Below are 21,450 nucleotides of genomic sequence, written 5' to 3'. Positions count from 1 at the left end.
AAATTCACCATGTTTACCGGCCCCGAACTGCTCGCCAAAGTCAAGGAGCTAGGCGACGTCTCCAAGTCTGAGTTGGTGCGCGAATGCGGCTACTTGAGCACTAAAAAAGATGGCAGCGAGCGCCTCAACTTCACTGCCTTCTACGAGGCGCTGCTAAACGCCAAGGGAGTGAACCTCGGCACCGATAGCGCCGGCCGGGGCACTGGCAAGGGTGGCCGCAAGCTGAGCTACACCACCAAGATTCAGTTCAACGGCAATCTCATGGTGGGCAAGGCCTACACCGCCATGCTCGACCTCAAGCCAGGCGATGAGTTCGAGATCAAGCTCGGCCGCAAGCAGATCAAGCTGATTCCTTTGGGCAGCGCAGAGGAGGAGTGAGCAGCGGCTAAGCGGCTGCTAGTGAGTATTTGTTGCGCGCATGCAGCGCCAGCCGTGATCTCTTGCACAGTGAAAGCAGGCGCCAGTGAGTTAGGTGCCGGCATGAGCGCCTGCACTCCCTTGCCCGGCCGCTCCAGAGAATCCCCCGCTCACCCCGGGGGTTTTCTGTTGCTGGCCATTTGAGCAACCCTGCGCAGCCTCTTGACCTGCCCGCTGCATCAGCGCGGCAACGGGCAAAGCAAAGGACCTGGCATACGGCAGGTGCGCCAGCCCCCCTTAGTGGTGGATACCTCCACGGGTGGCGTCCCGCCAAGTGGTGTAAATCCCTGGGCTCAGCACCGGCGTAGCCGGTGCTGACGGTCTCCTCCTCAAAGCCCCTGCGGGGGAATGGGTGGGCCGGTCTGTGACTCTGGTCGGAGCACTACCACCTTCCCGAGACCAGGCCATGCCCATCTCTGATTCTGCCGCCACGGAGCTGGCGCAGCTGCTTGGCAGCGGCACCGCCGGCGAACTCATTCCTGAACTAGTTCGTCAGGGGCTACAGGCCCTGATCGAGGCCGAGGCCGCTGCTGCCATTGGTGCTGACCGCCACCAGCGCTCTGATCAGCGCCGGGGCCACCGCAACGGCAACCGTGATCGGCTCCTGGCCACACCGGCCGGTGACATCCAGCTGCGCATCCCACGCTTCCGGACGGGAAGCTTCTTCCCATCGCTGCTGGAGCCCCGGCGGCGGGTGGACCGGGCCCTGTGGGCGGTGGTGATGGAGGCCTACGTCTCCGGCGTCTCCACCCGCAAAGTGGACGAGCTGGTGGTGGCGCTGGGCTGTGAGAGCGGTATCTCCAAATCGGAGGTCAGCCGCATCTGCCAGGGCCTCGACACCCAGGTGCAGGCCTTCCTGCAGCGCCCGCTGGAATTCAGCCACTACCCGTACGTCTACCTCGATGCGACGTACCTGCACGGGCGTGACCAGGCCCGCAAGCAGGTGATCTCCAGGGCGGTGATCGTGGCCGTCGGCATCACCGCCAATGGCCAGCGGGAGGTGCTGGGGATCGAGGTGGGCGACAGCGAGGACGAGGCGTTCTGGACCGCCTTCCTGCGCCGTCTGCGCGAGCGCGGGCTCTCAGGCGTTCAGCTCGTGATCAGCGACGCCCATGCCGGCCTCAAGAAGGCCATCGCGCGCTGTTGCCAGGGCAGCAGCTGGCAGCGCTGCCGCGTGCACTTTGCCCGCAACCTGCTGGCCAAGGTGCCCAAGGGCAGTCAGGACATGGTGGCTGCCGCCCTGCGCTCGGTGTTTGTGCAGGCCGATGCCCAGGCCGTGGAGCAGCAGTGGGATCAGGTGATCGCGATGCTCATCGAAAACTTCCCCGCCGCTGCTGCACTGATGGAGCAGGCCAGGGAGGACGTCCTCGCCTTCCGCAGCTTCCCACCGGAGCACTGGCGCAAGATCTGGAGCACCAACCCACTGGAGCGCCTAAACAAGGAGATCAAGCGCCGCACCCGCGTCGTCGGCATCTTCCCCAACGACGCCGCGATCATCCGCCTGGTGGGTGCGCTGCTGCTGGAGCAGCAGGAGGAATGGCAGCTCGATGGCCGCCGCGTCTTCTCGGAACTGTCGATGGCCAAGCTGGACAAGACCAGCGAATCGGTTCAAGATCAATCAACAGCTGCATTTGCCGCAGCTGCCTGATCACTGATCTCCGATCAGATCACAGGCCTCGGCTTTTACACCACTCCAAGGGACGCAACCCCTCCACGCCGATCAGTGCAGCGGGGTGGTTGCTTTCAGTGATCGCTTCTACCCAGGCTATGGCATCAGCGATCGCGTCATCAAGGCTGCTGTATTGCGTGTCGAGCTCACGGTGCGGCTCGCAGCCACCATCAATCAGGCGGTAGCAACGCTCTGCCCCTTGGCTAGTTGAAATCTGCATCCGTTCTCTTTCAGTTCTGCCGGCCGCACCTAGCGGTGCGACCCAGCTCATCACCATGGCCACCCAGCAAACCACTTGGTTGTATCGAGGGGAACACTTTGATCAGTCGTTACAGCCAGCCCCGGTAAGCACTGCGCTGCTTGCGGGCACTGGCCTTAGAGCGAGCAGAGCCGAACTGGGGACTGATGCCATTACGACGGCGTCTTACCCAGCTGCCCTGACGGATTAGGAGGCTATCGGCAGCATTGGCCTGCTGTTGGGGGGAGCGGCCATTGCAAGGGTGGGGCCGCCACCTTGAAAGCGAGCGGGCTTCTGGTTTCACGGCCTGGGCCGCAGCACCAGCCAAACAATCAGCAGGATGCTGCCGGTGCTCACCGCCGTAAAGATCCAGTCGGCGTAGGGCGTCCAGGGCATTGCTCCAGATTGGCAGAGGTATTGATCGGGAGCAGGGCGGAGGAATGCAAAACCGCCGTCCCCAGTCAGCACGCGAGACCACCGAGGCGATGGTGCGCAACATCGACCGCGAGCTATCTGAGGCCCCCATTGGGGTCTCTCGGCCCCTTTCATCACTCACTGGCAGCGCCCAGCTGGTGGATCAGCAGCCTCTGCGGACGATCAGCTCGACGTGATCGACCAGCTCCACAGCCCGCTGTTGCCAGTCCCTGCGGTCCAGCTCCATCGGCTCTGGCTCAGCGTCGTAACGGAACTGGACGGCAAAGACGGTGAACGCTTCTAAAGCCAGAAAGGGCTCGACATCCCCGCCCGCATCCGCGACCCGTTCCAGCAAGGCCGTGAGGTTATGGATCAGCGGTGGCTCCTCGCCAAGGCTGAACAACCAGGCCTTCAGGGCTTTTTCCACGGCCTGCTGAATCTGAAAGCCCCAGCTGGATTCATCGATGGACGGGATCTGCAGAACCTCTGCTGCCTTGAGATCGCGGCGAGCGATCCGCAGCAGGGCCTGGGCCTCAGGGTTGGCCATACAGCAGCCGTCCTTCTCGGTAGGCCCTCGCGATCACGTGGCTGAGCCAATGCCGCCGTTCTGCCACCTGGCTCTGGGAATAGAGCAGGAGGTCAATGGGGATTCGGTGGTGCGCGAGCCGGCGCCAGAGCTTGCCGAGGGTGTCAAAGCGGTTGTTCTGCAGCAACCAGCTGTCGCTGGCGGTGATCAGCAGATCGATGTCGGAATCCGCGCGCGCATCGCCCCGGGCATGGGAGCCAAACAACAGCACTTCAGCGCCAGGAATCTCAGCCCGGATTTCAGCCGCCATCTGCTGCAGCTGGGTTTCGCTGATCGTGGCGGCTGGAGCTGTGGTCATGGCAATACCTACACCCTAAGGATGCCGCGGTCTTTGCGAAAAACACAAGTCGCAGCTCCAATGGTGATCGACCTAGCCATAACAACAGGCAGCTTCTGGTCTCCTGCTAACGACTCCCCTCCACCCACTAGCGCCTGCTCGAGCTTTCTGGGCTCCATCACTGCCTCGCACCGATAGGACCGCTTAGAGCCAGCTGCGGTAACGGCTGCGCTGGCGTCTTGCCGCTGTTCGTGCAGCAGCAGTGCCGAACTGGGGGCTGCTGCCGTCCTTGCGGCGACGCACCCAGGCACCTTTGCGGATCAAGCGACGGTCGGCCGCATTGGCCTGGCGGGCTGAGAGGAGGGTGCCGTAACCCGCCTTATGGCGGGCATGGGCTCTAGTGCGGGCCTGAGCAGCTGTGGCAGCCGGCACCACGGTGGCTGTCGAGCGGCGGCTCCAGAACACCAGGTAGTAGCGGCTGGCCATTTGCTGAACGGCTGTGCTCAGCGACGTGGGCTGCGGCCGTTGGTGACAAAGCCAGCCCGGTAGAGCTCACTGGCACTCATCGCCTGGGGGTTGAGCACCTCGCCAAACCCACCGCCAGCTACCGCACCAGCTCCCACCCCTGTTGCGTTGCCCAGTCCACCGGCGCCAATGGCACCTGTACCCATGGCACCACGCTGTTGAAACAGGAAGCCGTAGACGGGGTGGATACGCAGCTGATCGAGGAAGTCAGCGGTGCTTAGTGGTCGCCCGTCATTCCCCAGCAACGGCTGGCCCTGGCTGTCGAGTGGTTCGAGCACATCACTCCCGTCCTTACCGGCGCTGAGACGAAAGCTCTCCCCTAGCTGCCCCTTAAAGACATCAAAGAAGGTGCCGCGTCCGTCGCCGCCGGTGCGGCCCTCTGCTTCTGAGAAAGCCCGCTCCAGCAGCCGTTCCTTGCGCAAGGCCAGCACAAGGGCTTGGGCACCATCGCGCTCAGCAGCCACGGTTGCCACTTTCTTGGCAGAGGCTTCTTCCATCTGCCGTTCGCGCAGCTCCACCTGCTGCTCCAGCAGTTGCTTTTGCCGTTCTGCCTCCTGCAGGCGTGAGTATTCCTCCGGGTTGATCTCAGAGAAGCGGGTCAGCTGCTGCCGTACACCACGCAGTTCTTTTTCAAGGTTGTTGCTGCGGCGCCGTTCAGCCTTAACGGCTTCGCTTAGGCCGTCCTTTCATTGAGGGGCTGGCTAATGGGCGCTGGGGCCAGGATCGCTTGCATCTAGCGAATAGATATCGCTGCTGCCAGGCCGTGCTTCAGCCTCACCCCCGTCGTTGGGGTCGTCGGCGTGGGTGTGCGGCTCAAGTTGGTCGTTGCCCTCACCCGCGCTGCGGGCAGTGTTGGTGCTGGAGGCTGTGGTGCTGGTGGCCATGACCCTTCTCGGCTGTCAGTGGAATCGGCAGCCCATCGCGGCGCTGTCAATACCTCTTGCCGAGGCCAATACGTCGTTGGCTCAAGAGGGTTGCCGACTACGTGCTTCCAAGCTGCGAATGGCGTCCAGAACACCGTGCAAGGCTTCCTGGTAGATCAGCAGCACCTGCTCAGCATCCAAATCGAAGTACTGGTGCGCAATGACATCGCGGAATCCCATGGCGCCCTTCCAATCGATCTCAGGGAAGCTGGCCGCCAGAAGTCCTGGGCGGAGTTTCTCTAATCGCTTTAGAGCTTCCCCGGCTGCCTAGAACTGCATGCAGATCACATCGAGTAGGCCCTGGCCTGTCGCAGTGGCGTCAGCAGTAAAAGCAGATCACCATTCACGCGCTGATGCCCTCTTTGAGGATCGCCGCTCGTAGCGCCGGGTTCATGCGCTCTCGCAAGCGCACCAGGTCAACAGGGCGCTGCAGCAGCTGCTCCAGCTCTTCTTTGAGGTGCACCGTCGCGAAGGGTGTGAGCGGGTCAAGTTCCACCCAGACATCCACATCACTGTTTGCGGTGGCTTGGTTGCGAACCGTGGAGCCAAACAGGCCGATGCGTTGCAACTGATATCGCTGCCGCCACTCGCTCTGGCGCCCGCGCAGAAGCGAAAGGAGCTCCTGAAGGCCGAGTGCTGGTTGGGCGATCGAGCTGGTCATGGAACCAGTTGCATCAAGCCAGTATCGACTAGTTCGGCCGCGCAGTCAGCTCTGCTGCCCCCTAAGGCCCTAGCTAGCAAGTCTTTCGGGAAAATCGATCCTGAAAGTGGTGGCCATGAGAGTCATCAGGCAACCGCAGATATCAGCAACATGCCCAACTACTTGGCGTCAGTGGTGTTGTTGAAGTGGGCGAGGTAGAGATGAAATTCGTGGGCTCCCATCGTCTACGGCGACCACCTGATCACTCATCCCCTGCGATTTCATGTTGCTGGCAGCGGCTGCAGAGCCCATGGATTTCAAAGGTGTGGAACAGCGGCCTGAAACCCTGCAGCAAAACCGCACCCAGCCCCAAGCTGCCACTGCTGATCGGGCAAAGGGGGAGAGCCTGGATAAGACCGCACTGCACACAGGTGAGATGGTGTTCATCCCGATCCACCGGCGCATAGACGGCCTCGCCGCTGGGGAGCTTGCGGCAGCGCACTAATCCGGCTTGCTGCAGTTGTTTGAGAACCCTGTAAACGGTTGCCAGGCCGGTGCTGTGCCGCGTTGCTCTCAAGCGTTGGTGCAGTTCCTGGGCGCTGAGCTCGCCGTCCGTCTGCTGGAGCAGCTGGAGCAGGGGCTGCTGCCTGGGAAAAGAAGTCGCGGAAGCCATTGGGGTCGATCCGGGCGGCTGCCTTTGCTAGAACGACAACCATTCTCACTCTTGGGCCCGACCCAGCCTGGCCATGGCCTTCTCCAGCCCCGTTCCCGCCGCCGAGCGCCTGCCAGTGACCGTGCTCACCGGTTACCTCGGTGCCGGCAAGACGACCCTGCTCAACCGGATCCTCACCCACGAGCACGGCCTCAAGGTGGCGGTGATCGTCAACGAGTTCGGCGAGGTGGGCATCGACAACCAGCTGGTAGTTGATACCGATGAGGAGATCTTCGAGATGAACAACGGCTGCATCTGCTGCACCGTGCGCGGCGATCTGATTCGGATCATCGGCAACCTGATGAAGCGGCGTGATCGCTTCGATCACCTGGTGATTGAAACCACCGGCCTGGCCGATCCGGCCCCGGTGATTCAAACGTTCTTTGTCGATGAAGACCTGCGCGATGAGCTGCGGCTGGATGCGGTGGTCACCCTGGTGGATCTCAAGCACGTTGAGCTGCATTGGGATACGGAGGAGGTGCAGGAGCAGGTGGCCTTCGCCGATGTGCTGGTGCTCAACAAGGCCGATCTGGTGAGCGACAGCGAGCGCGCCGCGATCGAGCGGCGGGTGCGCGCCATCAACCCCATGGCTCGCCTGCTCACCAGCCACAACGCCGATGTGCCGATGCAGGAGCTGTTGGGCGTTCAGGCCTTCGAGCTGGAGCGTGCCCTAAGCCTCGATCCAGGCTTTTTGGTGGACGAGCACGCCCATGAGCATGACGATGCTGTGGGTTCTGTGGCCCTAGTGGAGGAGCGGCCCATGGACATGGAGAAGTTGGGCAGCTGGATCTCGGAGCTGGTGAGCAGCCGCGGGCCGGATTTGTTCCGCATGAAGGGCATCATCCAGCTCGCTGGCAAGGATGAGCGCTATGTGCTCCAGTCGGTCCACATGCTGGTTGATGGCGATTTCGATCGCCCCTGGAAAGCCGGTGAGCGGCGCCAAAGCGAATTTGTAATCATCGGCCGCGATCTCGATGCTGAGGCCCTGCGAGCGAGCTTCCTGGCGTGTGTGGCCTGAGTAGGCGATGGCTCAGGCAACCCTGGTGAGCGAACGGCTCTGCGGTGATCTGCAGCAGCCAATCTCGGCGATGGCCTGGTCGGTTGATGGTGAGTTTCTAGCCATCACCAGCACCGGTGGTGAATTGCTGCTGCTCGATTTCCGCGCCGGCTGTGAGGAGCTGCTGCGGGGCGACCATGACAGCAGCCTTGACGTGGTGGGTTTCAGCGGCAATGGCCAGTTCCTGATGGCCGCAGGTCAGGCCGGCGAGCTGCTGCTCTGGGAGCTGGGTGGCACCGGTGTGCGGCCGCTGGCCATGGATCCCATCCCCCTTGGCAGTGGCTGGATCGATGCGGCGGCCTGGCAGCCTGGTGGCTTACTGCTGGCAGTGGCGGCCGGGCGCGAGCTGCGGCTCTGGGATGGGGCCAACCGCCAATGGCGTGAGCCACCGTTGCCGTTGCCCGGCACGATCCAGACCCTGGCCTGGAGCGCCGATGGGGTACAGCTAGCGGCCAGTTGCCACGGTGAAGTGGTGCTGTGGCAGCCGTGTCTGAGCTCGCCGTCGGATCCGCCGCTGCGCCATGCCATCGCATCTGCAGGTCTGGCCCTGGCTTTTTCAGGGCCGGGGAACCATCTGGCCTGCGGGATGCTGGATCGCTCCTTGCTGGTATGGCCCCAGGACTGCCATGGCCAGCCCTGGCAGTTCAGCGGCTTTCCCTCCAAGGTGCGTCAGCTGGCCTGGAGCGATCAGCCGGGCCGCCTGGCACCACTGCTGGCCAGTGCTGCTGGTGAGGCCGTGATCCTGTGGACACAGGTGAAGCAGGGTGCCAAGGCCTGGCAACCCGAGCCCTTGCTGTGGCACGAAAAGCGCGTGCAGGCGCTGGCCTTTGCTCCCGGGAGCACCCTGCTTGCCAGTGCCTCAAGCGACGGCAGCGTTGTGCTCTGGGATGGCAAGGGGCAAATGTTGCAGCCGCTTGAGGGACAGGGCTGCGGCTTCAATGCCCTGGCCTGGCGACCTGATGGCCTCCACCTGGCTGCTGGTGATGCCCAGGGGCGTTGGTGGCTGTGGCCGGTGGCGGTGCCGGCTCGCGCGCGTCAGCGGGCTTCTGGCGGTAGCGGTTTTGGCTGAAGGGCTTTCCGGTCGCCAGAGCGCCAGCCAGCTGCCGTAGCAGCGACGGGGATCGCACCCTCGCCTAGACTGAGAATGGTTATCGTTCCTGTTGCCCAATCATTCCTTGCCTGCCAAGCCCATGATCATCTTGCTGGCCCGAGCAGGCGCTTTCTCCCTGGCTCTGGCTCTGGCCGCCTGCAGCGCAGCCCGCCAGGCCCCCCCTGATGCCGCAGCTGACAAGGCGTTCAAGGTGGTCACCACCTTCCTGCCGATCACCCTGTTCACTCGCGCCGTGGCGGGCGACTGCGCCACGGTCACCGCACTGATCCCTCCCAGCCTGGGCCCCCACGACTTCCAGGCCAAACCGGGTGATCTGACGGCCCTGCGCCAGGCCGGGGTGCTGGTGAAGAACGGCCTAGAGATGGAGGGGTTTCTAGGCAAGCTCGTTGCTGCCGCCGAAAACCCCCAGCTGGTGGTGATCGACTCCAGCCGCGGCGTCGCCACCCTGGAGTCGGCGGAGCACGGCGATGACCATGGCCATGACCACGGCCATGATCACGGCGCTGTTAATCCCCACATCTGGCTGGACCCGCTGCGGGCGGTGCAGCAGGTGGCAACCATCCGCGATGGCCTGATCCAGGCCGATCCCAGCTGCGCGGATGGATACCGGCGCAACGCTGCTGCTTTCACCGCTCAGTTGAAACAGCTGAACAGCGAGATCGCCAGCCAACTTGAGCCCTATCGGGGCAAAACGTTTGTGGCCTTCCACGACTTCGCCCCCTACTTCGCCCAGCGCTATGGGCTCAAAGCTGATTACCTGGTGGATGTGCCCGAGCTCAATCCAGCACCGGCTGATCTGCAGCGGGTGGCGGCCGAGGTGAAGAGCAGCCAGCTCAAAGCCCTGCTCAGCGAGCCTCAGGAAGGCAACCGCTCCTTCAATACCCTGGCCAAAGATCTGGGCGTGAAAGTGGTGGTGTTCGATCCGATGGAGACGGCCACGGAGGAAGCCTCGCGGAATCCGGCCACCTACGTCAGCGTGATGCGCCGCAACGTGGCTGATCTACGCCAGGCCTTCGGCCAATGACGGACAACCCCCCAGTGCTTGTGGTTGAAGGCCTGAGCGTTCGCCGTGGCGAGCAGCTGGCTGTGGAGCAGGTGAGCTTTCAGCTCGCCCGCGAAACCGACACGGCTCTGGTGGGTCCCAACGGTGCCGGCAAAAGCAGCCTGGTAGCTGCTTTGTTGGGTCTGCTGCCCAGGGCGGCAGGGTCCGTTCGGATCCTTGGCCATGCGCTCGGTCCGGCGGGCGAATTGCCCCGTGCGGTGCGTGCCCAGATCGCCTACTTGCCCCAGAGCCTGGCGTTGCAGGGCCGCTTCCCGCTCACGGTGGGCGAATTCGTGGGCTTTGGCTTTGATCCACCAGGCCTGAGCTTGGCCTGGCTGGGCAACAAGCGCCGAACCAAGGCCGTGCTCCGTGCCCTGGAGCGCACCGGCTGCCAGGACCTGGCAGAACGCCGGCTCAGCGAGCTATCTGGCGGTCAGCTCAAGCGGGTGTTGCTGGCCTTCTGTGTGGTGCGGCCCCGCCAGTTGCTGGTGCTCGATGAGGCTCAGGCGGGGCTGGATGCCCCCAGCAGTGAGCAGTTCCAGGAGCTGCTGCTGGATCTGCGCCGCCAGGAAGGCTGGACCGTGCTGCAGGTGTCGCACGATCTGGAGATGGTGCGCCGCAGCTGTGATCAGGTGTTGTGCTTAAACCGCCGCCTGCGTTGCAGCGGTGCCCCCGACCATGCCCTCAGTGCGGCGCGGCTGGCCGAGCTCTATGGCCCCAATGTGGTGCCTTACCGCCATAACCATGCCGGGATTGCTGGCCATGGCTGATGCCGCAGGCTTGCTGGAGATTGTTGGCCAGCCCTTCATGCAGCGGGCCCTGCTCGGTGGCTTGCTTACCGGCGCCCTAGGTGGGCTATTGGGCAGTTTCGCGGTGCTGCGTCAGCTCTCGTTCTTCAGCGATGCCCTCGGTCATTCCGCCCTGCTGGGCATCAGCCTGGGAATCCTGCTGGGGGTCAATCCCACCCTGGTGCTGATCCCTTTCGCGGTGGTGTTCGCCCTGCTGGTGAACCAGCTGGTGGCCCGCAGTGGCCTGCCGGCAGACGCCCTGCTGAACATCGTGTATTCCACCTCCCTGGCCTTTGCGGTGGTGGCCCTGAGCTTGGTGGAGACCTACCGCGGCGGCATCCAGCAGCTGCTGTTCGGCGACATCCTCGGCATCAGCTGGAGCGATCTGGTGGTGATCGGCCTGCTGCTGCTGGGTGCATTGGGCTATCTCGCCTTGAGCCTGCGGGCCCAGGTGCTGCTCACCCTCAACAGCGATCTCGCTGGAGCCTTCGGGGTGGGGGCCAACCGTCACCGCCTGATCTTCATCGTGCTGCTGGCGGTGGTGGTGGCGGTGTCAATCAAAGCGGTGGGGGTGCTGCTGATCAGCGCCTTTGTGGTGATCCCTGCCTGCGGGGGGCGGCTCGTGAGCCGCCACTTCCCGCTCTATGCCCTTGCCTCTGCCACCTTGGGCGGCGGCTGTGCATTGCTGGGCCTACTGGGCTCAGGCCTCACCAACCTGCCCTCCGGTCCGTGTGTGGTGATCGTGCAATTTGCAGGATTCCTGCTGGCGCTGCTGGTCAGCCAGCAGACACGCAACTCTCCAGCAGTTGCCGTGCCAGTAGGGCCCCAAATTCCTGGTGCAGCCCCAGTCGACCAGGAATCACGCTGAGCTGATCAGCCGCCTCCCAGGCCAGAACCTCCATCTCTTTCTTTGAGCGCGGCGGAGCCTCAGCCGCCAGCACCACCTGCAGCGGGCATTTGAGCAACCGCGCCTGCTGCAGCCACCAGGTGCGATCACCTACCGGATCAAGGCCACCGCTCACGAAGGCCACGCTGGCAAAGCGCGCTCCGGGGCGGCGGGCAAGAAGCTGCTGTTCGCGGATCCGAGCCGGTGTCAGCAGGGCGGGGGCGACCCAGACATGACGCCGCAGCATCAGGCGCAGCACCATTCGGCTGGTGTTGAGCCGGTAGAGCGCCGGGCCGATGCATGGTGCTGCCACAAGACTCCGCAGCCAGTTGAACTGCTGCTGCGGCAAGCCGGTCATCGTCGGCAGGGGCCCGCGCCAGGTGGGGGCCACCAGCACAAGCTCCTGCCACAGCCCAGACCATTCGGTGGCCAGCCCCAGGGCCACCGAGGCACTGTGGCCGGCGGCAACCACAATTGGCAGCTGACGGGTTGTGGTGCGGAGGTAGGAGAGCACGGCCTGCAGCGCCGAGCGCAGCAGGGCGGCGTCGTAGGCAATCGCTGGCCGGTCACTGTCGCCGAAACCGGGCCAGTCGAAGCTCACCAGCTGGCGCCGATCGCCCATCACATTCGCAAAGGCTTTCCATTCACCGCGGCTCGACACGGTGCTCAGCGCCGGCAGCAGCAACCAAAGGGGGGCCGCCGCAGGCCCCCGGCGCTCCAGCACCAAGCGCAGCTGTCGGCCGGCCAGGTCAACCTGCAGGGTCTCCAAAGTCCCCCCCAGCTGCGGGGTCATGCAAACCCCCGCGCCCGCTCCTGGGACCTGCTGCCGGCGGCAAGAAAGTCAAAGCGATCAGTGCCGGGGTCGTAGATGGTGTAGTGGACTCCAGCCCCGATGCCGATCACCTGGCGCTTTGGAACGCTCTGCTGCTGGTGCCGTTGGCCCTCCAGATCCCGCACCTGCGACTCAATGCCGCCGCCAGTGAGTTCGATGCTGAACTGCTGGCCGCTGCGCGCCGTGAACAGCCGGTTCACCTCCATGCGGGTGAGCCGATCGAGCAACAACAGCGGTGAGCTGTCCGGGCCCAGGCTGTCTTCCACGGTGGCCGAGCTGCCATGCAGCAGGGCGCAGTCGAGCTCGATGAAGCCGAACTGCAGCTCCGCCAGCCAGCCCATGTGGCCAGGATCCACGGCCTGGAGCAGGGCATCCACGGCCGTCTCCCCCTGGCTGAGGCGCAGGGCATCGGCTCGCCGCCCGCCCCGGTATCCCCGTTCGGCCAACAGCTGGTCCTCCCACCAGCCAAATAGGCACTGCGGCTGCAGTTCGCCACGACGCGGCTGCTGCAACCGGCTCAGCAGGGCATCGCAATTCCGTGCCGGACCGATCACATCCCCCAACACAAATAGGGTGTCCACCCGCCGGGTGTGGCGCAGATCTTCCTGGATGGCCTCATAGGCCTCCATATCTCCGCGCAAACCACTTATTAAGGCCCAGCGTGCCATCAGCGCTCACACACGTGGCTGGCGTCATCGGCCCGCTCGGCGTACTCGAAGCCATGGCGCAGGCGCCACGCGAAGATCGCCGGCAGGCCGGATTCGACGATGGCCCGGCAGGTGCGCTCCACGTCGTAGGCCACCTCCCGGATCTCAACGGTTCCCGTCTGCTCGTCGTGAATCACGTAGGTGGCGTTGGTGTTGCCATGGCGCGGCTCACCCACCGAGCCGGCGTTGATGATGCGGCGCACCGGCAAATTGATTTCTCTTTCTACGGATGGGCCGCCGCTGGCTACACCTTCCTGCACGCGCACCCGGATCGATCCATCCCGCAGCTCCCGCACATAGGGATGATGGGTATGACCACAGAACAGGGTGTCGGCTCCGGCGGTTTCGACCCGCTCCAGCGCCGCGAAGGCATCCATGTTGGGCAGCAGGTATTCGTGCTGACTGTTGGGACTGCCATGGACGAACAGCAGCCGATCGCGCCGCAGCGACATCGGCAGGTTGGCAAGAAAATCCTTGTTCTCCTCGCTCAGCTGATCGGCCGTCCACTGATGGGCCAGATGGCCTCGCCTTTCCGCCAGCTGGGAGGGGTAGCTGCAGTCGCAGGCGTTGAGGCCTTCGATGATGTCCTCATCCCAGCAGCCCTGGCAGGTGGGGATGGCGCGCTGACGGATTAACTCCACCACCTCATTGGGCTGGGGGCCCTAGCCCACCAGATCGCCCAGGCAGGTGATGGTGTCGATGCCCTGTTGGTCGATATCGGCGAGCACGGCCTCCAGGGCGGCGTGGTTGGCGTGCAGGCAGGAGATCACGGCGTGGGCCATGGCGATCAGGCGGAAGGGAATGAATGGGGCAGGGCTTGGCTGAGCAGGCAGTCGGCGAGGGTCACCTCGATGGCGGCAGGTTCGAGGTCCTTGCCCTGCACAACGAGGCGCGACATTCGCTCCGGGCGGCAGTCAGGGGGGGCGATCGTCTGCAAAGGCAGAAACTGGGAGCCCTCCTGGCTCACAATCCAGTTGCAGAAGAAGGCCCGGCCATCGGGCAGGTTCATTAGGGCCTTGGCGCGGTACACATCGCCATAGGCAGCGTTCACCAGTTCAAACCAGAAGCTGCTCAGGCTGGCCGGATCCCACACACTCCCAGCCAGGTTCCTTTCCCAGGACTGCAAACTGCTGAAATCCAGGGTGTCCTGGCGGGGCAAGGCGGTGTCTCGCCCGAAGTGCAAATGCTCGTCGGGCTTGAGATGCAAGGCCTCCAGTTGGGGAATCACGCGCCGGTCCACCCCACCAAGACCCGATTCCGTCGGCGGCTGGAACTGGGGTAGTTCAATCAGCGCCAGAAGGTGCTCCGGCCTTGGTGCCAGGGCCTGATCGAGATCGGCCAGATCCAGCAGCCTCGGGCACTGGTCCTGCAGGTAGGCCAGATCGATACCGCCGTCAGGCGCCTGGGCTAGCCCTTCGTCGGGGTAGCCGGCCAGCCGCAGATACCCGCATGGGCCTCGATGAGCCTGGACCCGCTTCAGGATCCAGCTGGTTTTACCGCAGCCAGGCGGTCCAGAGATCAGCAGGGTCTGGCTCATGGCAGCGCTACGCAGGCCTCGAGCTGGGCCTTAAGCGTTGCCTGGTCAATGCCCTTGCCGATCACCACCACTTTGGTGTGGCGCTCTGAGCCATCGGGCCAGTCGGAGTCATCGATCGTGAAGCGCTTGCCGCAGAGGTGAAACAAATGGCGCCGCTCGCTTTCGCGGAACCAGAGCACCCCTTTGGCGCGAAACACCGATTCAGGCAGCTGGATGTCAAGGAAGTGCTGGAAGCGCCGCAGATCGAACGGCGCGTCCACCGCCAGGCTCACGGAACTGAAGCCCTCCAGCTCCGGGGTGTGGGGATGGTGGTGATGCTCGTGGTGGTGGTGATCCCCGTGGTTGTGATGTTGTTCATGGGCATCTTCCTGGGCCTGGAGCGATGCCAGGCGATCAGTTTCAAACAACCCCACGCTCAGCAGCAGGCCCAAGGGAACATCACCGCGGCTGGCCCGCAGAATTCGTGCGTCGGTTTCGATCGCCCGCAGCTCGGCCTCAACCTCCTTCAGCCGTTGCTCATCCACTAGGTCGGCTTTGTTGAGCAGAAGGATGTCGCCATACACCACCTGGGCGCGAGCGATCGGGCTTTCGAGAGCTGTGACGCTGAAGTGTTCGGCATCGATCACGGTGATGATCGAATCGAGCCGCAGCCGATCGCGCAGGTCCCCGGCCATGAACGTCATGGCCACGGGAAGCGGATCGGCTAGGCCGGTGGTTTCCACCACGATCAGATCCAGTGGCTCGGGGCGTTCGAGCACCCGATGCACCGCCTCCTGCAGCTCCCCATTGATCGAGCAGCAGATGCAGCCGTTGCTGAGCTCCACCATCTGATCACTGGTGGCCACCACGAGCTCGTTGTCGATCCCCACCTCACCGAATTCATTGACCAGCACGGCGCTGCGCAGCCCCTGCTGGTTGCTGAGGATGTGGTTAAGCAGGGTGGTCTTACCAGCGCCGAGGAAGCCGGTGAGCAGGGTGACGGGCACCTGAACGACCTGCTGACCCATCTACCCACCCATTGCTGAGAACGGTTCTCATTCTGACTGATCGATGGCCCCTTTGGCCAGGGATTTCGGCAGTCCAGCGGTTGCTGGTCCAGAGGGCCTGGCAGTGGCATATTGTGCACATGTACACAAACATGCTCGATGTCCACGCCTGAGCGCCATTGCACCTCCAGCCGCGAGGGCAAGGTGATGCTGTCCTGCTGGATCCCTGAGAAGCTGCGCCAGGAGCTGGATCGTGTGTGGGCCGAGAAGGGCCTGCGTCCCCATGGGAGAACGCAGAACGGCATGGAGCAGATGATCCACAACTTCCTGCAAGGCCAGGCGGTGAGAGACCAGTAGTCGAATCACCGACCCCTGACCTGCACCCCAATCACCCCCGCGCCGGGTGAGCTAGTCACGCTGAACTTTGGACCCCATGCCAGAAGAACCATTAATGCTCGTTATCAAATCACCTCGCCTCTGATGCAGGAAGTAGTGATAGTGGAATTGGAAGATGCAAATGGCATGACCCATCTCGACGACAAGTCAACTGTTCAAGTAGATCTCCACCGTGCGAGTTGTCCACGTGGCGATACCGCTGCCAAAGAAGTCTTGGTCCTCCGTCCAAATGGCGCACTCCAGTTGCAGGCCAAGCGCTAGTGCAGGCCAGTCATCAGCATCGCGGATTCTGGCCAGCGCCTCCGCTCGAGCTGACTCGAGTGCCGTGTCCTCCACCAGCTGAACAACACGCATCAAACTGAGCAGGGCTTCTGCGCAGAGCACTTCATCGAGGTTCTTTTCTCTGGCGAGATCAGCGATGTAGCCCGCCGCCTCGGCGACATTGGCTTCCGCGACAAAGAAGTCCACTCGATCGGCGTAATCGGCGATCAGGTTCCTCACCCGCACGCCAAGGCAGCCACGAATCAAAATGTTGGCGTCAAGGACGAGTCGTTTGCGCTCCACCTTCAGTGCTGCTGGCGCCGCTGACGCCAAGCCTTGAAGTCAACACTCAGCTCCTCCTCTGTTAGGCCAAGGCGCTCCAGCTCAGCCTGCATCAGGCGGCCTGCTTCCAGCAGTCGTTCCCGCTCATCCAGTTCAGCCGGCTGGGGCAGGGGTACGTAGAGGCCAATAGTGCGGCCGTGGCGCGTCACCTCAATCGGCGTCACCGACTCAAGGTGAGAAGCCAACTTGGCCCTCAGCTCACGAATGCCGACACGGACGGTCACTGTCTTGACCATACAAGTGTGTACACCTTAGGACTGGTCCAACCGATTCGGCTTGAGCGTGCCAAACACCCGTTCACCAATCAGCGGCTGCACCAGGCCGCCGATACCGCCTGAGCCGTAGCTGGCGCCGAACTCCAGCACGGTGAACAAGGTGGACTGGGCATAGGGATCGACACCTGCATCACCTGCGGCATTGAGCAGGGTTAGATCACCAAGCCAAATTGCGCCCTCACAAGGGGCCACAACGGTTCTGCCGGCAGTGGAGACACGCCGGCCGTTTTGACTCCACTGCAGCTCCCTACTCAGCCAGATCGCACCCGGGTTGGGAGGCAGCCGGGTGGCACGGCAGATCATCCCTTGAAAGGTGAAGTCACCGGTATCAACACCAGGGCCGTTGTCTCTGGCGGTGATGTAGCGAGAGCGCTCAAGAAAACACTCGATGACGTGGCTGGCCACCACAGCAGAGGTGGTGTCACCAGGGATGGCGTTTTCACCCAGCAGTAGCCGGGCATTGGCAAAGGGCTGCAAGGGGGTAGGGCCCCAAAGCACTGCATTGCGCTGGTGCTTGCCACTTGTGAACTGGCGGGGGCTGATCATTGCCAGCGCTCAACCCCGCAGCAGGGCCGCGCTGCCAGTCATCCCGGCGGCAGCAGCTGTGAACTGAACCCAGCTGGCAAGCCCTGGCAGCAACAGGCTCAGCTGGTCGGCGTAGCGGCGCCGCTGGTTAAGCAGGGCCGCCGCGCTGGAGCAGGGATTGGCATAGACGGTCTCGCTCTCCTGGCGCAGCAGGGAGGTGTCGTAAGCGATCACGTCGGCTTTCTGCAGCGGGGCATCACCGCCGGCTGCAACCGAACCAGCGATCGGCCCGGAGGAGGAGCGCTTCTCGATTGCCTGCTCCTGCTCAGCTCCGCCCACCAGCAGCTGCTGATCGATCAGTGCCACTGCATCGAGCAGGGCGCGGGCGCTGAGTACCCCAGCTGGGTGGTGGCGCTCCAAGTCCGCCATTGCCCGCCCGATGGCGTCAAGGCAGGGAACTGTTGCCGGCAAGGCCAGCGCCTCGCGGATGGCTTCTTGATCCTGCGGTTGCCAGCTCACCGCGGAGCCTGAATTCAGCAACGGGCCAACTACGCAGCATCGAGGGCCATTGCCGACCATGCAAAAACCTGTATTACAGTTAGTCCATTCGTCGTACTGGGTTAGCCCTGCGGGCCATGCCGCTCACCGTCAGGCTCGATTCCGACACCGAGCACTTTCTCAATGACCTGCTGGACGAAACCGGCCAGGACAAAAGCTCTCTGATCCGCCAGCTAATCCGTGAGCGCTGGCAGCAGGGGCAGCCACGCCCCTCCATCACCCAGCAACTGGGAGGCCATCCCGAGGCCTTCCTCGACACCCTGCCAGCCGGCAGCGCGGAGCGGCAGCAACGGCGCCGGCTGCTTGGTCAGCACCTACAAAAGCGCCGAGCGGAGCGGAGCTGATGCAGCGGATCTTGATCGATTCCGGCATCCTGCTGAGCTACTACCAGCAGCAGGAACCGCTCCATCAAGCGGTTATCGCCTTCTTTGACCAGAACACTGCTCAGCTCATCACCTCACCTATTTGCATCGCTGAGGTGCTCTGGCTGCTTGGTAATCCAGGTAACCCCGGAGTGCTGGCTGCTCAAAACCACCTGCTTACTGCTGTGAGTCGTGGTGGCATTGAGGCCATCAACCTGCTTTCAGAGGACTATGCCCGTGTCGCCGAGCTCAACGGGCGCTACGCAGACCTGCCAGGTGATTTCGCTGATCTCACCTTGGTGTCCCTCTCTGAGCGGCTTGATATCGCTGAGATCCTCACGCTTGACAGCGACTTTGATGTCTACAGGCGTTTCCGCAAGAAACCCTTCTGCCGGATTCCCCTTGGCTGAGCAAAGGCCCTAGGTAGATGCCGGGGCGATGCCGGCCAGATCCCCCAGCCATTGCCGCAGGGCCTGCTCGCTAATGATTCCCCGCTCCTGCAGCTGCAGCATCTCGGCCACGGTTGGTTGAGGCTTAGGTGCTGGTGCCAGCGGGCTGATCTCCACCGTCAGGGCAGCTCCTTCCTGCACTGGCAGCTGTTCACCGGTGATGGCGCACCAGTGCTGCAGCAGAGAAGAGAACATCGAGGCCTTTTGTATCGCCTGGCTCTGCAGCAGGGCATAGGCCTGGGAAGCGGCCATGAGATCTCCATCGCCGTGCGCGGTGCCCCTTGGGCGGCAGCGGGGATCAAGGCATCACGGCGCATGCCTTGATCCAGCGATTCCAGCCAGGCGCGGTGTTCCGCCAAAGAGCGGGCCTGGATCTCGACGAACTGGAAGCTGGCGCCCTCCGGCAGGTCGATGACGCTGTTTGGTCCCAGCACCACCGGCTCACTGGCTGAGCTGCTGCCCATCGGGCCAGCCACACCGGTGCGTACGCCCACCGGCAGTGCGGTTCGGTACAGCAGCTCCTGGTAGTCGCTCTGGCAGCGGAAGTGGTTGAGGTACTGGTGCGCAAGACCTAGATGGGGTAATTCCCCCTCTCCAAAGGCTGCGCCATGGCTGGCATACCAAATAGCAGGTAGTTGGTTGATGCCGCGGTAGTGGCGCTGATCAAGGCGTTGCTTTCGCCAGCCGCTGGGGGCCTGGGGATCAGCCACCAAGGTCTCGGCGCTCAGGTCCATGCCAGCCCCGTCGGGGCCATCACCAACAAGAGAAGCTGTCAGGTACTGCCAGGGGTGGGGTGGTGGCTCCTGTGGTGGCGCTGCCTGATTGGCGGGCTTGAGGGCATTGGGGCGCCGCTCCCGCCAGGTGATCGCATCTGGCAGGGCATGGTTGCCTGGCAGGTGCCAGTGCAGAACATCTCCCCGCTCGATAAGCAGCAGCCGCGGCAAGGAGAGCCGGTCGCCATTGCGCAAGGCCTGCTGGCGGTCACCCTCACTGGGCCAGAGGTGAACCGGCGGGATCACACCCACCAGGGCAGCACCGTCTCTGAGTACCAACAGATCAGCGGCTTCTAGGAACACCCCCAGGTCGGTGCCGCAGCCATCCACATCGCTGATCACCGCCTGCAGCGAGGCCGGCAGATCCCGCCAGTGGCTTGAGGCCAGCATCCAGGCAAAGGTACGCAGGGCATCACGAAAGAAGCCCGATGGCAGGGCTGTCTCTACCCGGCGGCGGTAGGCGGATTCAGGTTCGCGCTCGCCGCGGGGCAGGTAGTGCTCACGCCGGCCTGACAGCAGGTGCCAGCAGCCCTGCACCAGCTGCGGGCGGGGTAGCAGTGCCGCCAGGGCCTGGTGGAGGGAGATCGGCAATTCAGGCTCCATCCACCAGGGCACTCGGCTGCTAGCTCTTGCCGCAGCAGCTCAGTGCTGCTTGATGACAAACGGCAGACAGAGAACCTAAGCTGCTCTCATGAAGCCCTTTCGCTGGAGCAGTGATAAAAACCAGCAGCTCGGTGCCCAGCGGTCCATCCACTTCGAGGCTGTTGTGGTGGCCATCGAAACTGGAGGCTTGCTCGATGTGTTGGCCCACCCCAATCCAGAGCAATATCCAAGCCAGCGCATCCTTGTTGTTGAGGTGAATCAATACGTCTACCTCGTCCCCTACGTGGAAGACGACGACTACCTCTTTCTCAAAACGATTATTCCCAGCCGCAAAGCCACACGCGACTACCTCCGTCAAGACACGCCATGACGATGCAAAGCCACCTTCCTTCTAGCAACGACTCACTCGATCAAGACGAGCGTGAGCTCCTAGAAGCTGTGGAATCGGGCGCGCTGCGTTCAATTGCCACTCCTGATCTCCTTAATCAGCTCAGAGAGTCAGCCCAGATCACCGGCCAGAAGGACCAACGAATCAACATCCGGCTTTCCGGTACTGACCTAGAGGCCTTGCGCGTCAGGGCGCTGCGGCTGGGTATGCCTTACCAAACCCTTATCAGCAGCGTCTTACATCGCTACATCAGCGGCGAGCTCAGCGATGAGCAGCTGGTCTGATCCGTCTCTTGGGTTTCCATCGCCATCGCGACCACCCGCACTGAGCAAGCGGCTGCGATCTCTGCCCAACGCTCCGGTGTAAGCCCCAATTGCTTGGGAATCCGATCTGCGGCTATGCCCTGCCGCAGCAACTTCTGCCCCCTGGCATGTAGCTCCCGCAAGCGGCCTGGAACTGAAATCAGAAAACCCTTATCGCGCAGGTAGTGGGTGATCTCGCCGTTCACAAAAGGTCTGGCGTAAGCGATGAAGCTGGAGCTGCTTCGGTTCACCCGCTTGCAGCCACAATACACCAAACCTCTCTACCCCACACCAACACTTTTTCGGCACTGCCCAGCACTTTTTTAGACTGACCCGGACTACAGGCATAAAAAAACCCAGTCAGCGACTGGGTTGCAGGAGTCTTAGGGGCGCCCCCTCTGCCAGGAAAGTTGACGCCTCTCCATCTCGACCACTTTTTCCACCAGGGGGCTTGATGGAGCAGAGCAATGCGTCGCTACAGCGAGGCCGTCAAAGCTGATGTAAGAAGGCGGATGAGTCCGCCGCACCGGCAGAGCGTGGCCCAGATCTCAGCAGAGCTGGGCATTCACGTTGCCAGCCTCTACAACTGGAGGAAGGCCTGGCGGTTGCAAGGAGAGGTGGTGCCGGCATCCGAAAAGGAACCAGAGGGATGGGATTCCACCGACAAGTTCACGGTGGTGTTGGAAACCGCTGGGCTGAATGCCACCGAGCTGAGTGCCTACTGCCGTGAGCGGGGCCTCTATCCGGAACAGGTGGACCGCTGGCGCCAAGCATCCCAGGATGCCAATGAAAAGCCAGTGCTCACCTTGACAGAGCAGAAGGATCTAGACCGCCGCCATCAGCAGGACCAGCGAGAAATCAAACAGCTC

34 protein-coding genes and 1 pseudogene are annotated in these 21,450 nt (G+C 63.1%); 13 read left to right on the top strand and 22 right to left on the bottom strand.

Going from position 1 to position 21,450, the window contains the following annotated elements; genetic code table 11:
* The first annotated feature begins 9 nt into the window (after window positions 1–9).
* Entirely contained in the window at window positions 10–378 is a 369-nt protein-coding gene (locus tag KBY74_RS08150) for an AbrB family transcriptional regulator (protein WP_254942268.1), read from the top strand.
* A gap of 445 nt (window positions 379–823) precedes the next feature.
* Window positions 824–2,065 carry an IS256 family transposase gene (locus tag KBY74_RS08145; RefSeq protein WP_254942267.1) on the top strand — a complete coding sequence of 414 codons (1,242 nt, stop codon included), beginning with the start codon at window positions 824–826 and terminating at the stop codon, window positions 2,063–2,065.
* A gap of 19 nt (window positions 2,066–2,084) precedes the next feature.
* Here the strand turns inward: KBY74_RS08145 and KBY74_RS08140 are convergent, their stop codons facing one another.
* From KBY74_RS08140 to KBY74_RS08100, 9 genes and pseudogenes are all read right to left on the bottom strand, one after another.
* Window positions 2,085–2,306, bottom strand: coding sequence for a hypothetical protein (locus tag KBY74_RS08140; RefSeq protein ID WP_254942266.1), 222 nt, complete (start codon window positions 2,304–2,306; stop codon window positions 2,085–2,087).
* Between the two features lie 595 nt (window positions 2,307–2,901).
* Entirely contained in the window at window positions 2,902–3,285 is a 384-nt protein-coding gene (locus KBY74_RS08135; RefSeq protein ID WP_254942265.1) for a HEPN domain-containing protein, read from the bottom strand.
* Entirely contained in the window at window positions 3,272–3,622 is a 351-nt protein-coding gene (locus KBY74_RS08130; protein ID WP_254942264.1) for a nucleotidyltransferase domain-containing protein, read from the bottom strand. Before KBY74_RS08130 ends, KBY74_RS08135 begins: the two co-directional genes overlap by 14 nt.
* Window positions 3,623–3,805: 183 nt before the next feature.
* Complete coding sequence (locus tag KBY74_RS08125; RefSeq protein ID WP_254942263.1) at window positions 3,806–4,087, bottom strand: hypothetical protein; 282 nt, start codon at window positions 4,085–4,087, stop codon at window positions 3,806–3,808.
* Between the two features lie 17 nt (window positions 4,088–4,104).
* Window positions 4,105–4,644, bottom strand: coding sequence for a hypothetical protein (locus KBY74_RS08120; protein ID WP_254942262.1), 540 nt, complete (start codon window positions 4,642–4,644; stop codon window positions 4,105–4,107).
* A 183-nt stretch (window positions 4,645–4,827) separates the two neighbouring features.
* The gene (locus KBY74_RS08115) at window positions 4,828–5,010 is read right to left on the bottom strand and encodes a hypothetical protein (RefSeq protein ID WP_254942261.1); all 183 of its coding nucleotides are present in this window, start codon (window positions 5,008–5,010) and stop codon (window positions 4,828–4,830) included.
* An 81-nt stretch (window positions 5,011–5,091) separates the two neighbouring features.
* Window positions 5,092–5,277, bottom strand: a pseudogene (locus KBY74_RS08110) (DUF86 domain-containing protein); the annotation flags it as partial.
* Window positions 5,278–5,392: 115 nt separating this feature from the next.
* Window positions 5,393–5,710: a nucleotidyltransferase family protein gene (locus KBY74_RS08105; protein ID WP_254942260.1), complete on the bottom strand. Its 318-nt coding sequence runs from the start codon at window positions 5,708–5,710 to the stop codon at window positions 5,393–5,395.
* A gap of 241 nt (window positions 5,711–5,951) precedes the next feature.
* Complete coding sequence (locus KBY74_RS08100; protein WP_254929321.1) at window positions 5,952–6,362, bottom strand: Fur family transcriptional regulator; 411 nt, start codon at window positions 6,360–6,362, stop codon at window positions 5,952–5,954.
* A 73-nt stretch (window positions 6,363–6,435) separates the two neighbouring features.
* On the opposite strand from KBY74_RS08100, the gene KBY74_RS08095 reads away from it, so the two are divergent.
* The 5 genes from KBY74_RS08095 (at window position 6,436) to KBY74_RS08075 (ending at window position 11,267) form a co-directional block, all read left to right on the top strand.
* Window positions 6,436–7,419 (top strand): GTP-binding protein, encoded by a 984-nt coding sequence (locus tag KBY74_RS08095; RefSeq protein WP_254942259.1) that lies wholly within the window; start codon window positions 6,436–6,438, stop codon window positions 7,417–7,419.
* 7 nt (window positions 7,420–7,426) lie between these two features.
* Window positions 7,427–8,527 (top strand): WD40 repeat domain-containing protein, encoded by a 1,101-nt coding sequence (locus KBY74_RS08090; RefSeq protein ID WP_254942258.1) that lies wholly within the window; start codon window positions 7,427–7,429, stop codon window positions 8,525–8,527.
* A 121-nt stretch (window positions 8,528–8,648) separates the two neighbouring features.
* Window positions 8,649–9,593: a metal ABC transporter solute-binding protein, Zn/Mn family gene (locus KBY74_RS08085; RefSeq protein ID WP_254942257.1), complete on the top strand. Its 945-nt coding sequence runs from the start codon at window positions 8,649–8,651 to the stop codon at window positions 9,591–9,593.
* The gene (locus KBY74_RS08080; protein WP_180667589.1) at window positions 9,590–10,381 is read left to right on the top strand and encodes a metal ABC transporter ATP-binding protein; all 792 of its coding nucleotides are present in this window, start codon (window positions 9,590–9,592) and stop codon (window positions 10,379–10,381) included. Before KBY74_RS08085 ends, KBY74_RS08080 begins: the two co-directional genes overlap by 4 nt.
* The gene (locus tag KBY74_RS08075; protein WP_180667584.1) at window positions 10,374–11,267 is read left to right on the top strand and encodes a metal ABC transporter permease; all 894 of its coding nucleotides are present in this window, start codon (window positions 10,374–10,376) and stop codon (window positions 11,265–11,267) included. Before KBY74_RS08080 ends, KBY74_RS08075 begins: the two co-directional genes overlap by 8 nt.
* On the opposite strand, the gene KBY74_RS08070 is transcribed toward KBY74_RS08075, so the two are convergent.
* Genes KBY74_RS08070 through KBY74_RS08050 form a run of 6 tightly spaced genes read right to left on the bottom strand, consistent with a single transcriptional unit; the run spans window position 11,176 to window position 15,368 of the window.
* Window positions 11,176–12,078 carry an alpha/beta fold hydrolase gene (locus KBY74_RS08070; protein WP_180667582.1) on the bottom strand — a complete coding sequence of 301 codons (903 nt, stop codon included), beginning with the start codon at window positions 12,076–12,078 and terminating at the stop codon, window positions 11,176–11,178. The genes KBY74_RS08075 and KBY74_RS08070 overlap by 92 nt on opposite strands.
* Window positions 12,075–12,785, bottom strand: coding sequence for a phosphoesterase (locus KBY74_RS08065; RefSeq protein ID WP_254942256.1), 711 nt, complete (start codon window positions 12,783–12,785; stop codon window positions 12,075–12,077). The genes KBY74_RS08070 and KBY74_RS08065 overlap by 4 nt, the downstream gene beginning before the upstream one ends.
* Window positions 12,785–13,465 (bottom strand): metallophosphoesterase family protein, encoded by a 681-nt coding sequence (locus tag KBY74_RS08060; RefSeq protein WP_396123162.1) that lies wholly within the window; start codon window positions 13,463–13,465, stop codon window positions 12,785–12,787. The genes KBY74_RS08065 and KBY74_RS08060 overlap by 1 nt, the downstream gene beginning before the upstream one ends.
* Before the next feature lie 21 nt (window positions 13,466–13,486).
* Entirely contained in the window at window positions 13,487–13,606 is a 120-nt protein-coding gene (locus tag KBY74_RS13865; RefSeq protein WP_396123160.1) for a metallophosphoesterase family protein, read from the bottom strand.
* A gap of 5 nt (window positions 13,607–13,611) precedes the next feature.
* Complete coding sequence (locus tag KBY74_RS08055) at window positions 13,612–14,361, bottom strand: GTP-binding protein (protein ID WP_254942255.1); 750 nt, start codon at window positions 14,359–14,361, stop codon at window positions 13,612–13,614.
* Window positions 14,358–15,368 (bottom strand): GTP-binding protein, encoded by a 1,011-nt coding sequence (locus KBY74_RS08050; RefSeq protein WP_254942254.1) that lies wholly within the window; start codon window positions 15,366–15,368, stop codon window positions 14,358–14,360. The genes KBY74_RS08055 and KBY74_RS08050 overlap by 4 nt, the downstream gene beginning before the upstream one ends.
* 138 nt (window positions 15,369–15,506) lie before the next feature.
* Here KBY74_RS08050 and KBY74_RS08045 point away from each other — a divergent pair, with 138 nt between their 5' ends.
* Window positions 15,507–15,704, top strand: coding sequence for a hypothetical protein (locus KBY74_RS08045; RefSeq protein WP_254929602.1), 198 nt, complete (start codon window positions 15,507–15,509; stop codon window positions 15,702–15,704).
* A gap of 186 nt (window positions 15,705–15,890) precedes the next feature.
* Here the strand turns inward: KBY74_RS08045 and KBY74_RS08040 are convergent, their stop codons facing one another.
* From KBY74_RS08040 to KBY74_RS08025, 4 genes are read right to left on the bottom strand one after another with little or no spacing between them, the layout of a single operon-like run.
* The gene (locus KBY74_RS08040) at window positions 15,891–16,307 is read right to left on the bottom strand and encodes a PIN domain-containing protein (RefSeq protein ID WP_254942253.1); all 417 of its coding nucleotides are present in this window, start codon (window positions 16,305–16,307) and stop codon (window positions 15,891–15,893) included.
* Between the two features lie 2 nt (window positions 16,308–16,309).
* Window positions 16,310–16,570: a type II toxin-antitoxin system Phd/YefM family antitoxin gene (locus tag KBY74_RS08035; protein ID WP_254942252.1), complete on the bottom strand. Its 261-nt coding sequence runs from the start codon at window positions 16,568–16,570 to the stop codon at window positions 16,310–16,312.
* A gap of 27 nt (window positions 16,571–16,597) precedes the next feature.
* Window positions 16,598–17,167, bottom strand: coding sequence for a hypothetical protein (locus KBY74_RS08030; protein ID WP_254942251.1), 570 nt, complete (start codon window positions 17,165–17,167; stop codon window positions 16,598–16,600).
* 9 nt (window positions 17,168–17,176) lie between these two features.
* On the bottom strand, window positions 17,177–17,665 hold the full coding sequence (locus KBY74_RS08025; protein ID WP_254942250.1) for a hypothetical protein: 489 nt from the start codon (window positions 17,663–17,665) through the stop codon (window positions 17,177–17,179).
* 116 nt (window positions 17,666–17,781) lie between these two features.
* Here KBY74_RS08025 and KBY74_RS08020 point away from each other — a divergent pair, with 116 nt between their 5' ends.
* Both KBY74_RS08020 and KBY74_RS08015 read left to right on the top strand, forming a co-directional pair.
* On the top strand, window positions 17,782–18,048 hold the full coding sequence (locus KBY74_RS08020) for a hypothetical protein (protein ID WP_254942249.1): 267 nt from the start codon (window positions 17,782–17,784) through the stop codon (window positions 18,046–18,048).
* The gene (locus KBY74_RS08015) at window positions 18,048–18,476 is read left to right on the top strand and encodes a type II toxin-antitoxin system VapC family toxin (RefSeq protein ID WP_254942248.1); all 429 of its coding nucleotides are present in this window, start codon (window positions 18,048–18,050) and stop codon (window positions 18,474–18,476) included. Before KBY74_RS08020 ends, KBY74_RS08015 begins: the two co-directional genes overlap by 1 nt.
* Window positions 18,477–18,485: 9 nt before the next feature.
* On the opposite strand, the gene KBY74_RS08010 is transcribed toward KBY74_RS08015, so the two are convergent.
* The gene (locus KBY74_RS08010) at window positions 18,486–18,632 is read right to left on the bottom strand and encodes a hypothetical protein (protein ID WP_254942247.1); all 147 of its coding nucleotides are present in this window, start codon (window positions 18,630–18,632) and stop codon (window positions 18,486–18,488) included.
* Between the two features lie 2 nt (window positions 18,633–18,634).
* Window positions 18,635–19,879 carry a DUF4055 domain-containing protein gene (locus KBY74_RS08005; protein ID WP_254942246.1) on the bottom strand — a complete coding sequence of 415 codons (1,245 nt, stop codon included), beginning with the start codon at window positions 19,877–19,879 and terminating at the stop codon, window positions 18,635–18,637.
* Between the two features lie 100 nt (window positions 19,880–19,979).
* Here KBY74_RS08005 and KBY74_RS08000 point away from each other — a divergent pair, with 100 nt between their 5' ends.
* On the top strand, window positions 19,980–20,261 hold the full coding sequence (locus tag KBY74_RS08000; protein ID WP_254942245.1) for a PQQ-dependent sugar dehydrogenase: 282 nt from the start codon (window positions 19,980–19,982) through the stop codon (window positions 20,259–20,261).
* Complete coding sequence (locus tag KBY74_RS07995) at window positions 20,258–20,563, top strand: hypothetical protein (RefSeq protein WP_254929536.1); 306 nt, start codon at window positions 20,258–20,260, stop codon at window positions 20,561–20,563. Before KBY74_RS08000 ends, KBY74_RS07995 begins: the two co-directional genes overlap by 4 nt.
* On the opposite strand, the gene KBY74_RS07990 is transcribed toward KBY74_RS07995, so the two are convergent.
* Window positions 20,524–20,832, bottom strand: coding sequence for a hypothetical protein (locus KBY74_RS07990; RefSeq protein WP_254942244.1), 309 nt, complete (start codon window positions 20,830–20,832; stop codon window positions 20,524–20,526). The genes KBY74_RS07995 and KBY74_RS07990 overlap by 40 nt on opposite strands.
* 216 nt (window positions 20,833–21,048) lie before the next feature.
* Between KBY74_RS07990 and KBY74_RS07985 the strand changes: the two genes are divergently transcribed.
* The coding region (locus tag KBY74_RS07985; protein ID WP_254942243.1) for a transposase at window positions 21,049–21,450 on the top strand (402 nt) is incomplete at its 3' end.

It is taken from the genome of Cyanobium sp. A1C-AMD (assembly GCF_024346495.1).
Lineage (GTDB): Bacteria > Cyanobacteriota > Cyanobacteriia > PCC-6307 > Cyanobiaceae > Cyanobium_A > Cyanobium_A usitatum.
This window is presented reverse-complemented; position numbering and strand designations above follow the sequence as displayed.

Excerpts from the sequence above, each read along its gene's own strand:
- KBY74_RS08095 (WP_254942259.1), top strand. The coding sequence starts at position 6,436 with ATGGCCTTCTCCAGCCCCGTTCCCGCCGCCGAGCGCCTGCCAGTGACC.
- KBY74_RS08020 (WP_254942249.1), top strand. The coding sequence starts at position 17,782 with ATGCCGCTCACCGTCAGGCTCGATTCCGACACCGAGCACTTTCTCAAT.
- KBY74_RS08105 (WP_254942260.1), bottom strand. The coding sequence starts at position 5,710 with ATGACCAGCTCGATCGCCCAACCAGCACTCGGCCTTCAGGAGCTCCTT.
- KBY74_RS08075 (WP_180667584.1), top strand. The coding sequence starts at position 10,374 with ATGGCTGATGCCGCAGGCTTGCTGGAGATTGTTGGCCAGCCCTTCATG.
- KBY74_RS07995 (WP_254929536.1), top strand. The coding sequence starts at position 20,258 with ATGACGATGCAAAGCCACCTTCCTTCTAGCAACGACTCACTCGATCAA.
- KBY74_RS08150 (WP_254942268.1), top strand. The coding sequence starts at position 10 with ATGTTTACCGGCCCCGAACTGCTCGCCAAAGTCAAGGAGCTAGGCGAC.
- KBY74_RS08015 (WP_254942248.1), top strand. The coding sequence starts at position 18,048 with ATGCAGCGGATCTTGATCGATTCCGGCATCCTGCTGAGCTACTACCAG.
- KBY74_RS08000 (WP_254942245.1), top strand. The coding sequence starts at position 19,980 with ATGAAGCCCTTTCGCTGGAGCAGTGATAAAAACCAGCAGCTCGGTGCC.
- KBY74_RS08135 (WP_254942265.1), bottom strand. The coding sequence starts at position 3,285 with ATGGCCAACCCTGAGGCCCAGGCCCTGCTGCGGATCGCTCGCCGCGAT.
- KBY74_RS08115 (WP_254942261.1), bottom strand. The coding sequence starts at position 5,010 with ATGGCCACCAGCACCACAGCCTCCAGCACCAACACTGCCCGCAGCGCG.
- KBY74_RS08030 (WP_254942251.1), bottom strand. The coding sequence starts at position 17,167 with ATGATCAGCCCCCGCCAGTTCACAAGTGGCAAGCACCAGCGCAATGCA.
- KBY74_RS08130 (WP_254942264.1), bottom strand. The coding sequence starts at position 3,622 with ATGACCACAGCTCCAGCCGCCACGATCAGCGAAACCCAGCTGCAGCAG.
- KBY74_RS13865 (WP_396123160.1), bottom strand. The coding sequence starts at position 13,606 with ATGGCCCACGCCGTGATCTCCTGCCTGCACGCCAACCACGCCGCCCTG.
- KBY74_RS08055 (WP_254942255.1), bottom strand. The coding sequence starts at position 14,361 with ATGAGCCAGACCCTGCTGATCTCTGGACCGCCTGGCTGCGGTAAAACC.
- KBY74_RS08085 (WP_254942257.1), top strand. The coding sequence starts at position 8,649 with ATGATCATCTTGCTGGCCCGAGCAGGCGCTTTCTCCCTGGCTCTGGCT.
- KBY74_RS08070 (WP_180667582.1), bottom strand. The coding sequence starts at position 12,078 with ATGACCCCGCAGCTGGGGGGGACTTTGGAGACCCTGCAGGTTGACCTG.
- KBY74_RS08145 (WP_254942267.1), top strand. The coding sequence starts at position 824 with ATGCCCATCTCTGATTCTGCCGCCACGGAGCTGGCGCAGCTGCTTGGC.
- KBY74_RS08125 (WP_254942263.1), bottom strand. The coding sequence starts at position 4,087 with ATGGCCAGCCGCTACTACCTGGTGTTCTGGAGCCGCCGCTCGACAGCC.
- KBY74_RS08080 (WP_180667589.1), top strand. The coding sequence starts at position 9,590 with ATGACGGACAACCCCCCAGTGCTTGTGGTTGAAGGCCTGAGCGTTCGC.
- KBY74_RS08045 (WP_254929602.1), top strand. The coding sequence starts at position 15,507 with ATGTCCACGCCTGAGCGCCATTGCACCTCCAGCCGCGAGGGCAAGGTG.
- KBY74_RS08065 (WP_254942256.1), bottom strand. The coding sequence starts at position 12,785 with ATGGCACGCTGGGCCTTAATAAGTGGTTTGCGCGGAGATATGGAGGCC.
- KBY74_RS08050 (WP_254942254.1), bottom strand. The coding sequence starts at position 15,368 with ATGGGTCAGCAGGTCGTTCAGGTGCCCGTCACCCTGCTCACCGGCTTC.
- KBY74_RS08100 (WP_254929321.1), bottom strand. The coding sequence starts at position 6,362 with ATGGCTTCCGCGACTTCTTTTCCCAGGCAGCAGCCCCTGCTCCAGCTG.
- KBY74_RS08140 (WP_254942266.1), bottom strand. The coding sequence starts at position 2,306 with ATGCAGATTTCAACTAGCCAAGGGGCAGAGCGTTGCTACCGCCTGATT.
- KBY74_RS08090 (WP_254942258.1), top strand. The coding sequence starts at position 7,427 with ATGGCTCAGGCAACCCTGGTGAGCGAACGGCTCTGCGGTGATCTGCAG.